The sequence below is a fragment of the Promicromonospora sp. NPDC090134 genome (genome assembly GCF_044746965.1).
Lineage (GTDB): Bacteria > Actinomycetota > Actinomycetes > Actinomycetales > Cellulomonadaceae > Promicromonospora.
Genome location: NZ_JBIVCZ010000001.1, coordinates 1,411,268 through 1,425,772, shown reverse-complemented (window position 1 = coordinate 1,425,772; position 14,505 = coordinate 1,411,268). Strand labels below are relative to the sequence as shown.

Sequence of the window (14,505 nt, the reverse complement as noted above, 5' to 3'; positions counted from 1 at the left end):
GGGTTCCGGGAGGAATCAGGCCCCGAACTCCCGGGCGCGCAGCCGCGCCAGGTGTGCGTGCACGAGCGGGAGCACCGAGGCGCCCTCCCCGCTCGCCGAGGCGACCCGCTTCATGGACCCGGCGCGCACGTCGCCGACCGCGAAGACGCCGGGCACCGTCGTCTCCAGGCTCGCCGGCGGCTGGCCGTCGACCCAGGCCTCGCGCGGCACGTCCCGGCCGGTCAGCACGAACCCGCGCTCGTCGAGCGCCACGCCCTCGGGCAGCCACGCGCAGTCCGGCTCGGCGCCCAGGAGGCAGAACAGCCCGTCGGCCGAGGTCTTGGTCGACTCGCCCGTGTCCAGGTCCTCCAGCCGCAGCCACTGCAGCCAGGCCTCCCCGCCGCCGTCGGCCACGACGGTGCGCGTGCGCACCTGGATGGTCGGCGTCGCCTCGATCTCGCGCACCAGGTAGTCCGACATGGTCTCGGCGAGGCTCGCGCGGCGCACCAGGATGGTCACCCCGCCCGCGAACTTGGCGAGGTGGACGGCGGCCTGGCCCGCGGAGTTGCCGCCCCCGACCACGTAGACGTCGCGGTCCTGCATCTCGCGCGCCATCGACGTGGCCGCGCCGTAGTACACGCCCGCGCCCACGAGGTCCTCGACCGCGGGCACGCCCAGCCGCCGGTAGCTCACCCCGGTCGCGAGCACCACGGTCCGGGCGCAGAGCTGCGCGCCGCGGACGTGCACGTGCTGGTGCTCGGGCTCGTTCGGCGGCCCCGGCTCGATCCGGGCCGCGGGGCGCCCCGTGAAGAAACGCGCGCCGAACCGGCTGGCCTGGATGCGGGACCGCTGCGCGAGCCGCATGCCCGAGATGCCGCGCGGGAACCCGAGGTAGTTGCGGATCATCGAGCTCGACCCCGCCTGGCCACCGATCGCGTCCCGTTCGAGCACGACCGTGGCCAGCCCCTCAGACGCCGCGTAGACGGCCGTGGCCAGGCCCGCGGGGCCGGCGCCGACGATCGCGACGTCGGCGATGACGCCGTCGGGGATCGAGTCGAAGCCGCCGTAGATCGCCTCGGTGACGGCCGCCGGGGTGGCCGCGGACAGCGCCTGGCCCCGGAACGTGCTGACCACGGGCAGCTCGGCGCCCGGGCCGGCGGCCTCGAGGATCGCCTCGGCCTCGTCGTCGTCCGGCGCGAGGGAACGGTACGGGAAGCCGAGGCGCTCCAGGAGGTCCCGGATGGCCGCCGCGTTCCGGTCGCCGGGCTCGGCCACCAGGTCCGTCACCGTCACGACGGGCCGGCCCACCGACCAGCCCCACTCGGAGAGCAGCTCGATCAGCGCGGTGTGGAACTCCTCGTCGCGGGGGCCGCGCGGGAGGATGACGTACGTGTCGAGGTCGCGGCGCGTCATCGCGTCCCGCAGCTCGTCCAGGCTGTCGTTGAAGTACTCGAACGGGACCAGCGACACGCGCCGCGCGGTGGCGACGACGGAGGGGAGCTGGTGCAACAGCTCGATCGCGGTGCCGTCGGTCAGGTGGTGCTCGGCGGCGACCATCGCGATCTGCTCGCCCTCGCCGACGAGCGCACGCGCCCGGTCCAGGCACGCGACCAGACCGTAGGTCAGCTCGATCCGGTAGTCGCGGTCATACCGGGCGCGGAACTCCTGCTCGACGACGTCGGCGTGGTCGCCGCCCGCCAGCAGGATGACTGGCCTGTCGTCCATGGCGCCCAGCGTAGACGCTGACCGGCCCGGCGGAGGCCGGGCCGGTCAGCGCCCCTCAGGTCAGCCCGTCAGGTCAGCAACGCTTCGCGCCCGACGCGACCGCCAGGCCGGTCACCGACGTCGCCGTGGACTTGAAGACCACGGTGCGGCCCTCGCCCGCCTCGGCGAACATCTGCGCGCCCGGGCTGCACGAGGCGTCGCCCACGTAGCGGCCGTCCAGCGTGTACTGCTTCAGGCGCGGCATGAGCGCGTCCGACGGCAGCGTGGCCGACTGCCACGCCTCCTTCGGGGCGTCCTCGGTCACCGTCAGCGTCGTGTCGGACGCCGTCAGCACCCACGCGCGCTTGGCCGTGGACGAGGTCTCGTCGAACAGGATCTCGCCCTGTCCCGTGCGGAACGAGTACGCCCGCACCGAGTTGTTCCACGCGCCCGCCTCCGTGTAGCCGGGGTCGCGGTCCGTCACCCAGTAGGCGCCCTTGGTGGTGAGCGCGGGGTAGCTGACGGTCTCGGCGCCGTTGTCCAGGCCGGCCAGGGTGGTCCGGCCGGTGCGGGTGTCGAACACCTCGACGCCGAGCGCCCAGTCCCAGCTCCCGTCGTCGTGCTGGAACACCTCGTAGCGCACGTAGGCGATGCGGCCGGCCTTGACGGTCGGCGCGGTCGCCGGGCCCACCCAGTCGTGCTCCACGGTGCGGACCGTGCTCGACCGGCCCGTGAGGTAGTGCACCTCGTCGATCCAGGTCTCGGCGTCCCACTCCGACCAGGAGACGACGTCGCCGTCCATGCCGAGCCCGGTCACGCGGCCCGCCGTGGTGTACAGGGTCGTGGCCCGTCCGCCGGTCAGCGACGCGGACATGATCCGGAAGTCCGTGTAGTCGGCCGCCATGGACAGCCACACGACCCGCTTGCCGTCGGTCTGGGCGAAGCTGTTGATCCGCCCGTCAGCCGCGGAGACCCGCCGGGGCTCGCCCCGGCCGTCGGTGCGGCCCACCCAGATCGACGTCGGCTCCGTGCCGTCGGCGCTCGACCGCGCCACGGCCCACCAGTCGCCGCCCGTCGACGGCTGCATGTCGGTGTACAGCCCGGTGTCCAGCCGGTCGAGGAGCAGCGACGTGCCCTTGCCCGGCAGGTTCTTCTCCCAGGCCTCGGTGACGCCGCGCGAGTCGAACGCCCGCTCGACGACCCCCAGCTGCTTGCCCTTGAGGCCGTACGACCGCGCGGCGGCGACCACGGCCTCCCGGCCGTCCACGAAGTCGGACAGCGGCGTGAGGTACTCGGTCAGCGCCCGGTAGACGATCTTGTCGGCCAGCTCGCCGCCCAGCGCCTCGCGGACGTCCCACAGCGCGCCGGAGACGATGGTCGAGTTCAGGTGCACGCCGCCGTAGTCGAAGCGCGCGTCCGTGTCGATGAGGTGGTTGAAGTCCGCCGTCGTCATGCCGTCGTCGAGGTCCCGCAGGGCGCAGTCGACCGGGGCCGTGGTGCGGCACAGGTCGCCGCCCAGGAGGCTCGCCTCCGGGTCGCTCATCGGGATCCCCGACACGTCGACGTCGATCGCGTTGCCGAAGTAGTCGGCGATCGCCTCGTTCAGCGCGCCCTGCTGGCCGCTGTAGAGGAAGCCCGCGGTGTGCTCCACCACGCCGTGCGTCATCTCGTGGCCGACGACGTCGAGGTCGGCGGCGAGCGACTTGTACTCCGAGTCGCCGGTCCCGTAGACCATCTTGGTGCCGTCCCAGAACGCGTTCACGAACGGGTTGCCCCCGTAGGTGATGCCCACGAAGGAGTCGAGCGCCATCCCGGCGTCGTCCAGGCTGTCGCGACCGTGCTCCACCTTGTAGTACTCGAACACCTGGGCCGCCGCCCAGTGCGCGTCGACCGCGCCGAGATCCGTCAGGTCGGTGCCCAGCGTGCTCGACGGCGACGCGAAGGGCGCGATGCCCTCGGGCCACATGCCCGCGGTGTCGTAGTAGTCGTTGTGCGTCGCGTCCCAGGTGGTGATCGGGACCGTCCGGCCGTCGGCCAGCGTGTGGGTCACGTCCGCCGTCAGGTAGGTGCCCGTGGCGTCCACCCGCTGCAGCCCGACGTCGACGGTGGTGCCGTCGGCCTTGGTCCCCGTGCCGGTCACCGGCGTCACGCCGTTGCCGGACGGCGGCGGCTCGGTGCCGTCGGTCGCGGGCGCGTCGGCCGCCTCCTGGTCGGCCCGCAGGGCCGCCACCTGCTGCGGCGCGGCCAGCGTGCGCAGGCGGCTCGAGCTGAGCAGCACGGCGCCCGAGGCGGCGTCGACGTACACGTCGGTGAGCACGGGCTCGCCCGTGACCGGCGCGGTACCGCGCACCAGCACGTGCCGGGCCAGGATGCCGGTCCCCGACGGGACGACGGCGAGGCCCTGGTCGGTGCCGGTGAGGTCCGGCGTCGTCGCCGACGGCGCCGTGCCGGGCCGCACCCCGCCCGCCACGACGGCCGCGCCGCCGGTCAGGCTCTTGCCGATCCCCTCGACGGCCCGCTCGACGGCCGTGGCCGCGGGCAGGGTCTGCGCCGTCGTGTCGACGTCGAGCTCGGTGAAGTAGGAGCCCGACGTTCCGGTGACGGTCCGCTCGCCGCCCTGCTTCTCCATGCGGACCACGTACTGGCCGCCCAGCACGGGCAGCTTCTTGTACCGCTGGTCCAGCCGGACGGTCTCGCGGGTGCCGGCGCGCTGCACGTCGGCGGTGACCAGGGTGGCGTCGGCGTCGGCGATGCCGTAGCGCGACCGGTGGCCCTCGAGGTGGGTCCGCGCGGCGGCGGCCGGGGCGAGGGCGGCGTCGACGGGCTCGTCGAGCCCCTCGACCAGGGCGGGCGTGTCCGTCTCGGGCGCCGGGGCGGCCGGTGCGGCGTGGGCGGCGGGGACCGCGGCCCCGAGCAGGGCGGCCGCCGCCAGCACGGCGACCGCACGGTTGGGTCTCTGGATACGCATGGGCTTCTCCTACGACCCTCTCGGGCCGGACTGATCTGGTACCGGTCGCACCCTCGCGCCCGTCGGACGTGACAACTGTGCTGACGCCCGACATGCCGGACAAGGAGAAGATTGCGCACCTGCGCAGATGAGCAGCCCGGGTACCGCCGCGGTTCCCCGGGCCGCCCTAGGCTTCGGTCGAGGCCGCTACGCGCGCGTCCGGGCGAGCAGACCCTGCTCGGCGGCGAACAGCCCGATCTGGAACCGGGTGCGCGCGCCCAGCTTCTCCGCGAGCGCCGTGACCTCGGCCTGGACCGTGCGCCGGCTGATGTCGAGCGTGCGCGCGATCGCCTCGTCGGTGAGCCCGCCGGCCATGAGGTCGAGGATGGACCGCGTGCGCTGCTCCAGCCGTACCCGGGGCAGCGGCGACCAGGCCGCGGCCGGGTTCGCCCCGGCGACGCCGGCCTCGCCGTCGGGCGGCGCGCCGGGCGTCCCGCCTCCCGACCACATGGACTGCGGCATCGCCGCGTCCCACACCCGCTCGAAGAGGTCGGTCAGCGCGCCCACCAGCGCGGGGGCGTGCACCACGAGCGAGGCGCTGCCGGCGTCGTCGCCGGCGGCGGGCAGCATGGCGATCTTCTGGTCCACCACGACGAGCTTGAGCGGGACCTGCGGCGACAGGCGCAGGCCGGCGCCGGTCGCCTGCCCGCCGAGCGCGGTCTCGAGGGAGACCGGGTCGATGAACGTGGCGCTCTCGTACACGCTGCGCAGCTCCACCGTGGGGCTCATCGCGGGCCGGTCCACCTCGTCGAGCAGCTCGGGCGTGGGCTGGAGGTAGGGCGGCCGGGCGAGGTGCAGCACCTCGTGCGTGGCGGTCTCCATGAGGTGCCAGTACAGCGCGCCGACCTGTTCCGCCCCGACCACGACGTCCACGAGCGCCGTGTCGCCCGCCTGGCCGGTGGCCTCCTGGTAGGCCTTCTCGAGGTGGTCGGCGTGCAGTTCCCACACGGCGATCTCCAGGCGTCGCCGGGCGAGCAGCGTGGTGAGCACCGAGCGGGGCGGCAGCGCCGACCAGCGCCGGGCCCGGCCCGGCCCTGCCGGCACCCCGACGACGAGCCCGTCCGTCTCGAGCGCGGTCAGCGCGGCACGGACCTCCGCGGCGGTGAGGCCCACCGCCTGGGCGATCCCGGCCTCCGGCACGGCGTCGCGCGCCACGAGGTGGTCGAGCACGCGGACCGTGGGGGGCGTCGCGACGTCCAGCGACCGGCGCACGTCGTCCGAGATCATGGCTGCCTCCTTGGCACAGGTGCTCGCGCCAAGTCACCCTTGCCTCGGCGGCGGGCGGACGGGGCCCGCTCGCTCGTTTTTTCCGAGACCTTAGCCCTTCACGGCGGGCAGCTCGGCAACATTCACCCGCCGGCCGTCCGTGCCGGACGGCGTCGTGACCCGGCGCCGGCGGACCGGGTAGGGGGCCGGGTGGGCGACCATCCAGGCGGCTCCGGCGCAGACCAGCTCCTTGTACCGGGCGGCGAGACGGCCGCCGGGGGCGGCGTCCTTGGCCTGGTCGTCGGCCGTGACGAGCTGGATGACGGCGTCGCGCCGGCCCAGGCTGATGCACTGGTGCACGTACCCGAGCGGCATGTGCGGGAGCTTGCCCCCGGTCAGGCGCGCCGCGATCGAGTCGGCGGCCTGCCAGGCCATCGGGATACCGGAGGCGCACGACATGCGCAGCGGGTTGCCCAGGGGGCCGGAGGCCTGCCCGGCGTCGCCGACGGCGTAGACGTCCGGGTGGGAGACCGAGCGCATGGTGCCGTCCACGACGACGCGGCCCTGGTCGGTGACCTCCAGGGCCGTCGCCGCGGCGATCGGGTGCACGCCGAACCCGGTGGCCCAGACGGGGACGTCCGCCGGGATCGTGGTTCCGTCGCCGGTCACGACCTCGCCGGCCCCGACCCGGGCGACGTCGGCGTGCTCGTGGACCGTGACGCCGAGCCGGTCGAGGACGGCGCGCAGGTGCCGCTGCCCGGCCGCCGAGAGCCAGTCGCCGAGCCCGCCGCGGACGGCGAGGGCCACGTCGAGGTCCGCGCGGGCCTCCGCGATCTCGGTGACCGCCTCGATGCCGGTCAGCCCGCCGCCGACCACGACCACGCGGCCCCCGGGGGCGAGCCCCGCCAGCCGCTCGCGCAGGCGGAGCGCGCCCGGCCGGCTCGCCAGCTCGTGGGCGTGCTCGGCGACGCCCGGCACGCCGTGATCGGCGAGCGCGCTGCCCAGGGCGTAGACGAGCGTGTCGTAGGCGAGCTGCTCCGCGCCGTCCTCCCCGGTCAGGGAGACGGTCCGGCGGTCGACGTCGACGGCGGTCACGCAGGACACCCGCAGCCGCACGCCCGTGCCGGCGAGCAGGTCGCGCAGCGGCCGGGGGCGCAGGTCCTGGCCCGTGGCCACCTGGTGCAGACGCACCCGCTCGACGAAGTCCGGCTCGGCGTTGACCAGGGTGAGCTCGACGTCGTCGGGGTGCAGCCGGCGGGCCAGCCGGCCGGCGGCGGAGGCTCCGGCGTACCCGGCCCCGAGAATGACGATGCGGTGCTTCATGGGATCCCTCAACTGGTGTCGGTAGGACGGTGGTGTGCCTCCTGAACCGGACGGCACCCCGATCCCTGACACCCCGCCCCTGTGACACCAGTCACAGGGCCCGGCCCAGGATCACCAGCCCCGGATCAGCGGCTCCCCGTGCTCCGTGGCCGCCCATCGGCGGCCGGCCCGGCCGAGCTTGTCGGGGTTGACCTGGCTGAGCACGGCGGTGATCCCGTCGGCGGTCGCCTCCAGCGTCATCACGCCCACCAGCCGGTCGCCGACCACGACGACCAGCGCCGGGAGGCCGTTGGCCGTCCAGGCGTAGACGTCGGGGCTGCCGCCCAGCATCGCGCGCTTGGCCTCGGCCGGGCGGAACAGGCCGCGCAGGAACTTGGCCACGGCCGTGGCCCCGAGCACCGCCGTCGCGCGCGCCGCGACCTTGCCGCCGCCGTCGCCCACCCCGACCACGTCCGCCGTCAGCAGCTTGACCAGCGGTTCGAGCTGCCCGCTCGTCGCGGCCGCCAGGAACTCCTCCACGACCGGCCGGGCGACCGCCAGGTCGACCGCCGCGCGGGTCCGCTCCCCCGCCAGGTGCTGCCTGGCCCGATGGAGCACCTGCTGGCTGCCCACCTCGGTGAGGTCGAGCATCTCGGCGATCTCCGCGTGCGAGAACGCGAACGCCTCACGCAGCACGTAGACGGCCCGCTCGGTGGGCGTGAGTCGCTCCATCAGCACGAGCATCGCCGTGGACACCGAGTCGCGCTGCTCCGCCGTGTCCGCCGGGCCGAGCATCGGGTCGCCGCCGAGCAACGGCTCCGGCAGCCACTCGCCCACGTAGACCTCGCGACGGGCCCGCGCCGACGTGAGCTGGGTGAGGCACAGGTTGGTCAGCACCCGGGTCAGCCAGGCCTCCGGCACCCGGATCTGCGCGCGGTCGGCCGCCTCCCAGCGCAGGAACGTCTCCTGCGCGGCGTCCTCGGCCTCCGCCGCCGACCCGAGCAGCCGGTAGGCGATGGCCTCCAGCCGGCCCCGGAGGTTCTCGAAGAGCTCCGGCTCGTCCTGGCTCGGCGACTCGGTCGTCATGCCGCGACCCTACTGCCCGAACTCACCCGCTGACACGGGCCGGTTCGCGCGCCGCCGGACGGCCCCGGACCTACGCTGTTCCCACCATCGAACCGTGCCCGGCACGGTCGCCGGGAGGAGACTCAGCAATGTCCTTCGTCACCCGTGGTTTCTCCGGTCGTCGCCGTGAGCCCGACACGCGCCTCCCGCCGGGCCAGACGCTGGTCCAGGACTGGCCCGTGCTCAGCGCCGGACCCACCCCGCACGTCGACACCGCGGACTGGGAGCTCACCGTCCAGGACGAGACCGGCACCGACCATCGCTGGAGCTGGGACGAGCTCCTCGCCCTCGGGGTCGAGGACGTCACCGTGGACATCCACTGCGTCACCCACTGGTCCCGGCTCGACATGGGCTGGCGCGGCGTGAGCCTCGACAAGATCTTCGCGGACGTGGAGTCCGAGCACGAGTACGTCATGGCGCACTCCTACGGCGGGTACACGACGAACGTGCCGCTGGAGGACCTGCTGGACGGCAAGGCGTGGATCGCCACGGAGGCCGACGGCGGGCCGCTCGACCCCGAGCACGGCGGGCCGGCGCGGCTGCTCGTGCCGCACCTGTACTTCTGGAAGAGCGCCAAGTGGGTCCGGGGCCTGACGATGATGCCGGACAACGACCCGGGCTTCTGGGAGCAGTACGGCTACCACCTGTACGGCGACCCGTGGAAGGAGGAGCGCTACTGGTGAGCGCGCCATCCATGACCCTGGGCCGGTCCCGGCCGCGCCCCGCGTGGCACGTCGCGACCGTCGTCGAGACGCGCCACGAGACGCCCACGGCCGCGCGCCTCGTCCTGGACGTCCCCACGTGGCCGGGCAACGAGGCGGGCGCGCACCTCGACGTGCGGCTCACCGCCCCGGACGGCTACCAGGCGAGCCGGTCGTACTCGGTCGCCTCGTCGACGCCCGGGCGGGTGGTCCTCGCGGTCGACGAGCTGCCGGACGGCGAGGTCTCGCCCTTCCTGGTCCGCGAGCTCCAGCCCGGCGACCAGCTCGAGCTGCACGGGCCGCTGGGCGCGTTCTTCGTCTGGCGGCCCGGCACCGGCGACCGCCCGGTCCAGCTCGTCGCGGGCGGCTCCGGCGTCGTGCCGCTGTACGCGATGTCCGCGGCGCACGGCGCGGCCACGGACCCCGCGCCCTTCCGCCTGCTCTACTCGGTCCGCACCCCGGCCGACGTGTACTTCGCGGACGAGCTCGCGGGGCTGGCCGGCCCAGCCTTCGAGCTGGACCTCGTCTACACGCGCGAGGCGCCGCACGACTGGCCCGACGCTGTCGGGCGCCTCACGCGGGAGGCCCTCGCCGCCCGGTCGGTCCCGGCCGCGCACCGTCCGCACGTCTACGTCTGCGGCTCGACGGGCTTCGTCGAGACGGTGGCCCGCTGGCTGCAGGAGCTCGGCCATGCCGCGGCAGACATCCACACCGAGCGCTTCGGAGGTCTTTGATGACACACCACCTCGACGGCAACGTGCTCGCGGGCGCGCTCTCCGAGGTCTTCACGACCGACGTGACGGCCGCGCGCGGCCGCTGCGGCGGCTGCGGGCACATGGCCGCCATCGGCGAGGCCATGGTCTACACCGACGCCCCCGGCCTCGTGGCCCGGTGCGCCGGGTGCGACCAGGTGCTCGCGACCGTCGTCGACACCGGCGACCGCGTGATCCTGAGCCTCGCCGGCCTGAGCGCCGTCGAGCTCCGGCGCTGAGCTCGTACCGGCCCGAAAGAAGACGCGGGACCTTGACCTGGGCCACGCGGCGGCGGAGTGTGAGGAGGGACGGCAGCGCCGTCCGGACGCTGCTGCCCTCGAGCCCAGGGAGAGTCCGTCATGTACGTACGCACTACGGAGGTCCGCGGTGATCCCGCGGGGATCGACGACGGGCTGCGGATAGTCCGCGAGGAAGTCTTCCCGGCCGTCACCGGGATGGACGGCTGCGTCGGGATGTCGATGCTGGTCGACCGCGAGTCCGGGCGTTGTGTCGCCACGACGGCCTGGCAGTCGCACGACGCGATGATGGCCAGCGCCGACGGCGTGCTCCCGCTGCGCGAGCGCGCGGTACAGGCGCTGGGCAGCACCGGCGGCGGGGACGTCCACGAGTGGGAGTCCGCCGTGGTCCACCGGGACCACGCCACGCCCGACGGCGCATGCGCGCGCCTCACCTGGCTGAGCGGCGGCCAGGACATGGTCGACCGCTGTATCGACCTCTACCGCTTGGTCATCCTGCCGCAGCTCCAGGAGATGGACGGGTTCTGCAGCGCCAGCCTGATGGTGGACCGCGAGGCGGGCCGCGCCGTCGGCACGACCGCCTTCGACAGCATGGGGGCCGTCATGGCCGCCCGTGAGGCCACGGCCCGCATCCGCGAGCGCGTGGTCGGCGAGCTCGGCGCCACGGTCGACGGCATCGACGAGATGGAGATCGCGTTCGCGCACCTCCACGTCCCCGAGATGGCCTGAGGCAGTCCTGGAACCGCGACCGCCGCCGCCCGGCAGCGGTCGCGGTCCGACGACCGGGCCCGGGCCGGTCAGGGCTCCAGGTCCGCCAGTCCCGCGCGGTGCGCAGGTCGAGCGGCACCGAGACCTGGTCGTGCGCGATCAGCCAGGCGCCGTCGTCCTTGCGGAAGCAGAACGTGGCCCGGACCCACATGCCGTTCGTCACGGACCCGTCCCGGAGCGAGCCGCTGAGCCGGCCGAAGGCGTGCCCGAACGCGACGGTCCCGTCGACGGTGAGGGCCAGGTCGCGGATCTCGTAGCCGACCTCGTCGAAGACCGCGAAGACGCGCGCCCAGTTCGCCAGCTTGGCGTCCACGCCCACGTGCTGCAGCGGTGGCTCGACGTCGAAGGACACGACGTCGGCCGCGTAGAGCCGCCTCAGTTTGTCGAGGTCCTTGGCCCGCAGCCCGTCGACGATCCCGTCGAGCCGCTCCCGGATCGCGGCCTCGTCGTCCTGTCGTTGCGTGGTCATCGCTGCCCGTCCCTTCCGTCCGGTGGTTCCTCACAGGTGCGACGGACGGGACGCGCGGAACGTGACGGCGACCCGCCGCGCCGACCGGCTCAGCCACGCAGGATGACGTAGTCGCTCACGTTCGCCGTCCCCATCACGGCACGGGCCCAGGGCGGGAGCAGGGGCGATACCGCCGCGGCGTCAACGCGCCGGACGGACGTGACCTGGTACCGCTCCCCCCGCCGGCTGAGCGTCGCACGCCCGGTGTGCTCGACGTTCCTCAGCCACTGGACGTCCGCGCCGTAGGCGAGCGCGATCAGCCAGCCGCTCCCGGTCGGGAACGCCATGACCGGGGTCTCGTACGTGCGCCCGGACTTCCGGCCCTGGTGGCGCAGCGTGGCGAGCGGCGGCATCCTGCGGGCGAGCGGACGCACGGCTGGGTTCAGGAACGCCGCGACGCGACGAAATGCTCGAGGCATGGGCATGACAGACTCCTAGGATACTAGTAGTTTCTTATTTCCACCGTAGACTCGACGGATAAGAAACTCAAGGTTCCTTAAGGAGCGGCATGGCGACACGACGACGGGGACGAGCACTCGAGTCCGCGATCTTCGCGGCGGTCTGGGACGAGCTGCGTTCGGTCGGGTACGCCGACCTGCAGATGGGCCGTGTCGCGGATCGAGCAGGGACGAGCAAACCCGTCCTCTACCGCCGGTGGCCGCGGAGGGCCGATCTTGTCGTCGGGGCGCTGCGGGACCGGCTGCCGGATGCTCGCGAGGCGCCCGACACGGGAAACCTGCGCTCGGACGTGATCGAGCTGCTCACCTCTGTGACGTCCGGATATGCGGAGATCGAGACCGCGACGCTGTGGGGCCTCCTGGCCGAGGCCGCGCGGGAGCCGGACCTGCTGAGCTCCGTACGTACGCTGCTGAGCATCGTGGACGAGGGCGGACCGATGCGGGTCGTGCTCGAGCGGGCGGTGGTGCGCGGCGAGATCAAGGCGGTACCGCCCGCGCTGGTCGTGTCCCTCCCGGTCGACCTGGTCCGTAACCAGCTGTTGCTGACCGGCACGGTCTCGGCGCAGCAGATCGCCGAGACCGTGGACACGGCGTTCCTGCCGCTGCTCCCCCGTCCCGCGGGATAGCTCAGGCCACGCCTGCGCCGCGGTCCTCCTTCGCGACCAGCGTCAGCACGTCGTACGTGGCCACCTGCTCGTCGCGCTGGTTGGTGAGCACGGCGTCCCAGCGCACCTCGCCGTAGTCCTCGTCCTCGCGCGGCGTGATCTGGGCGGCCGTCAGCCGCACCCGGATCGTGTCCCCGGGCGACACCGGCGTCAGGAAGCGCAGGTTCTCCAGGCCGTAGTTCGCGAGCACCGGCCCCGGCGCGGGGTCGACGAAGAGCCCTGCCGCGAACGACACGAGCAGGTACCCGTGCGCCACGCGCCCGGGGAAGAACGGGTTGGCCGCGGCGGCCTCCTCGTCCGTGTGCGCGTAGAAGGTGTCGCCGGTGAAGTCGGCGAAGTGCGCGATGTCGTCGAGGGTCACCTCGCGCGGCGCGGACTCGACGGCGTCGCCGATCCGGAGGTCGGCCAGCGACCTGCGGAAGGGGTGGCCCGCGTCGGTGCGCGACGGCGCCCCCGCCCGCCACCGCCCGGTCAGTGCGGTCAGCGCCGCGGGCGTGCCCTGCACCGCCGTGCGCTGCATGTAGTGCTCCACGGCGCGGACGCCGCCGAGCTCCTCGCCGCCGCCCGCGCGACCCGGACCGCCGTGGACCAGGTGCGGCACCGGGGAGCCGTGGCCGGTCGACGACCGCGCGTCGTCCCGGTCGAGCACCAGCACCCGCCCGTGCATCGGCGCGATCCCCGTGACGAGGTGCCGCACCACGGCGGGGTCGGCGGACGCGACGGTGGCCACCAGCGAGCCGCCGCCGAGGTTGGCCAGCCGGACGGCGTCGTCGAGGTCGCGGTAGCCGATCACGGAGGCGACCGGCCCGAAGGCCTCGACGTCGTGCACCGCGGGCGCCGCAGGGTCGGCGAACCGCAGCAGGAGGGGCGCGACGAACGCGCCGTCGGGCGCGGGTCCGCGGCTGCCGTCGGCGTGCACCACCTCCGGCTCCGCGAGGTCGCCGACCACGATCTGACCGCCGCCGGCGACCAGCTCGCGGACGCTGCGCAGCACCTCCGCCTTCTGTCCCACGCTCGCCAGGGCACCCATCGTGACGCCGTCGGCCCGCGGGTCGCCGACCACGACGCGCTGCGCGATCCGCTCGCGGACGGCCTCGATCACGGCGTCCTCGCGGTCGGCCGGGACGATCACCCGCCGGATCGCGGTGCACTTCTGCCCGGCCTTGGCGGTCATCTCGGTGACCACCGAGGCGACGAACGCCGCGAACTCCGGGCTCCCCGGCTCCACGTCCGAGCCGAGCACCGCCGCGTTGAGCGAGTCCGTCTCCGCGGTGAGGACGACGCCCCGGCGGATCACGGCGTCGTCGACGGCGAGCACCCGCGCCGTCGACGCGGAGCCGGTGAAGCTCACGGCGTCGCGCACGTCGAGCGCGTCGAGGAACCCGCGGGCCGGTCCGCTGACGAGCTGCAGCGCGCCGTCGGGCAGGAGGCCGGAGTCGACGATCGCCCGCACCGCGGCCTCGGCGAGGTAGGCGGTGGCCGAGGCCGGCTTGACGACCGTCGGCACGCCCGCGAGGAAGGCGGGCGCGAACTTCTCCAGCATGCCCCACACCGGGAAGTTGAAGGCGTTGACCTGGAAGGCGACGCCCTGCCGCCGCACCCGGACGTGCTGGCCGCCGAACGACCCGTCGCGGGACAAGCTCTCCGGCGGTCCGTCGACCAGGAGCTGCGCGTTGGGCAGCTCCCGGCGCCCCTTCGACCCGTAGGTGAACAGCACGCCGATGCCGCCGTCGATGTCGACCAGGGCGTCCCGCCGGGTGCCGCCGGTGCGCAGACTCACCTCGTAGAGGTCCTCCCTGACGCCGGTGAGGTGCTGGGCGAGCCGTTTGAGCAGCAGGGCGCGCTGGTGGAACGTGAGCGCGCCGAGCGCGTCCTGGCCCACGGTCCGGCCGTAGTCGGCGACGGCCCGCAGGTCGACCGGCCTGCCCGAGACCGCCGCGACCGGCTCGCCGGTCGAGGCGTCCCGCACGACCTGTGCCTCGGCGTCCGACGGCGGGCGCTGCCAGGCCCCGAGGACGTAGCTGTCGAGGGTGCGCACCGGGGTCTCCGTCGCGGTCATGGCGTCTTCCTTTC

At 74.0% G+C, this 14,505-nt stretch carries 12 protein-coding genes and 1 pseudogene; 5 read left to right on the top strand and 8 right to left on the bottom strand.

All coding sequences use genetic code 11. From position 1 onward, the window contains the following. Nucleotides 1-15 precede the first annotated feature (15 nt). The 5 genes from ACIPN7_RS06260 to sigJ all read right to left on the bottom strand — a co-directional run bounded on the left by ACIPN7_RS06260 (nt 16) and on the right by sigJ (nt 8,284). Nucleotides 16-1,704: an FAD-dependent oxidoreductase gene (locus tag ACIPN7_RS06260; RefSeq protein ID WP_400539051.1), complete on the bottom strand. Its 1,689-nt coding sequence runs from the start codon at nt 1,702-1,704 to the stop codon at nt 16-18. A gap of 73 nt (nt 1,705-1,777) precedes the next feature. After that, nucleotides 1,778-4,651, bottom strand: a complete 2,874-nt coding sequence (locus ACIPN7_RS06255) for a M4 family metallopeptidase (protein WP_400539049.1) — start codon at nt 4,649-4,651, stop codon at nt 1,778-1,780. A 186-nt stretch (nt 4,652-4,837) separates the two neighbouring features. Further along, entirely contained in the window at nt 4,838-5,917 is a 1,080-nt protein-coding gene (locus ACIPN7_RS06250; protein WP_400539047.1) for a LuxR C-terminal-related transcriptional regulator, read from the bottom strand. A gap of 90 nt (nt 5,918-6,007) precedes the next feature. Beyond that, complete coding sequence (locus tag ACIPN7_RS06245; protein ID WP_400539045.1) at nt 6,008-7,219, bottom strand: NAD(P)/FAD-dependent oxidoreductase; 1,212 nt, start codon at nt 7,217-7,219, stop codon at nt 6,008-6,010. Nucleotides 7,220-7,330: 111 nt separating this feature from the next. Next, complete coding sequence (gene sigJ / locus ACIPN7_RS06240; protein WP_400539043.1) at nt 7,331-8,284, bottom strand: RNA polymerase sigma factor SigJ; 954 nt, start codon at nt 8,282-8,284, stop codon at nt 7,331-7,333. A gap of 128 nt (nt 8,285-8,412) precedes the next feature. Here sigJ and ACIPN7_RS06235 point away from each other — a divergent pair, with 128 nt between their 5' ends. The 4 genes from ACIPN7_RS06235 (at nt 8,413) to ACIPN7_RS06220 (ending at nt 10,762) form a co-directional block, all read left to right on the top strand. Further along, a complete protein-coding gene (locus tag ACIPN7_RS06235) occupies nt 8,413-9,006 on the top strand; it encodes a sulfite oxidase-like oxidoreductase (RefSeq protein ID WP_400539041.1) in 594 nt (197 codons plus the stop codon). An 11-nt stretch (nt 9,007-9,017) separates the two neighbouring features. After that, a complete protein-coding gene (locus ACIPN7_RS06230; protein WP_400539161.1) occupies nt 9,018-9,758 on the top strand; it encodes an FAD-binding oxidoreductase in 741 nt (246 codons plus the stop codon). Next, nucleotides 9,758-10,015, top strand: a complete 258-nt coding sequence (locus ACIPN7_RS06225) for a DUF6510 family protein (RefSeq protein WP_400539039.1) — start codon at nt 9,758-9,760, stop codon at nt 10,013-10,015. Before ACIPN7_RS06230 ends, ACIPN7_RS06225 begins: the two co-directional genes overlap by 1 nt. 120 nt (nt 10,016-10,135) lie before the next feature. Further along, entirely contained in the window at nt 10,136-10,762 is a 627-nt protein-coding gene (locus ACIPN7_RS06220; RefSeq protein ID WP_400539037.1) for a hypothetical protein, read from the top strand. Between the two features lie 169 nt (nt 10,763-10,931). Here the strand turns inward: ACIPN7_RS06220 and ACIPN7_RS06215 are convergent. Then, a pseudogene (locus ACIPN7_RS06215) lies at nt 10,932-11,270 on the bottom strand (YybH family protein); the annotation flags it as partial. Nucleotides 11,271-11,359: 89 nt separating this feature from the next. Further along, nucleotides 11,360-11,734 (bottom strand): nitroreductase family deazaflavin-dependent oxidoreductase, encoded by a 375-nt coding sequence (locus ACIPN7_RS06210; RefSeq protein WP_400539035.1) that lies wholly within the window; start codon nt 11,732-11,734, stop codon nt 11,360-11,362. 83 nt (nt 11,735-11,817) lie between these two features. Between ACIPN7_RS06210 and ACIPN7_RS06205 the strand changes: the two genes are divergently transcribed. Then, on the top strand, nt 11,818-12,393 hold the full coding sequence (locus ACIPN7_RS06205; protein WP_400539033.1) for a TetR/AcrR family transcriptional regulator: 576 nt from the start codon (nt 11,818-11,820) through the stop codon (nt 12,391-12,393). Nucleotide 12,394: 1 nt separating this feature from the next. On the opposite strand, the gene paaZ is transcribed toward ACIPN7_RS06205, so the two are convergent. Further along, nucleotides 12,395-14,491: a phenylacetic acid degradation bifunctional protein PaaZ gene (gene paaZ / locus ACIPN7_RS06200; RefSeq protein WP_400539031.1), complete on the bottom strand. Its 2,097-nt coding sequence runs from the start codon at nt 14,489-14,491 to the stop codon at nt 12,395-12,397. Nucleotides 14,492-14,505: the final 14 nt, after the last annotated feature.

Coding starts and splice junctions, on each gene's coding strand:
- ACIPN7_RS06255 (WP_400539049.1), bottom strand. CDS start 4,651: ATGCGTATCCAGAGACCCAACCGTGCGGTCGCCGTGCTGGCGGCGGCC.
- ACIPN7_RS06235 (WP_400539041.1), top strand. CDS start 8,413: ATGTCCTTCGTCACCCGTGGTTTCTCCGGTCGTCGCCGTGAGCCCGAC.
- ACIPN7_RS06220 (WP_400539037.1), top strand. CDS start 10,136: ATGTACGTACGCACTACGGAGGTCCGCGGTGATCCCGCGGGGATCGAC.
- sigJ (WP_400539043.1), bottom strand. CDS start 8,284: ATGACGACCGAGTCGCCGAGCCAGGACGAGCCGGAGCTCTTCGAGAAC.
- ACIPN7_RS06250 (WP_400539047.1), bottom strand. CDS start 5,917: ATGATCTCGGACGACGTGCGCCGGTCGCTGGACGTCGCGACGCCCCCC.
- ACIPN7_RS06245 (WP_400539045.1), bottom strand. CDS start 7,219: ATGAAGCACCGCATCGTCATTCTCGGGGCCGGGTACGCCGGAGCCTCC.
- ACIPN7_RS06225 (WP_400539039.1), top strand. CDS start 9,758: ATGACACACCACCTCGACGGCAACGTGCTCGCGGGCGCGCTCTCCGAG.
- ACIPN7_RS06260 (WP_400539051.1), bottom strand. CDS start 1,704: ATGGACGACAGGCCAGTCATCCTGCTGGCGGGCGGCGACCACGCCGAC.
- ACIPN7_RS06230 (WP_400539161.1), top strand. CDS start 9,018: ATGACCCTGGGCCGGTCCCGGCCGCGCCCCGCGTGGCACGTCGCGACC.
- ACIPN7_RS06205 (WP_400539033.1), top strand. CDS start 11,818: ATGGCGACACGACGACGGGGACGAGCACTCGAGTCCGCGATCTTCGCG.
- paaZ (WP_400539031.1), bottom strand. CDS start 14,491: ATGACCGCGACGGAGACCCCGGTGCGCACCCTCGACAGCTACGTCCTC.
- ACIPN7_RS06210 (WP_400539035.1), bottom strand. CDS start 11,734: ATGCCCATGCCTCGAGCATTTCGTCGCGTCGCGGCGTTCCTGAACCCA.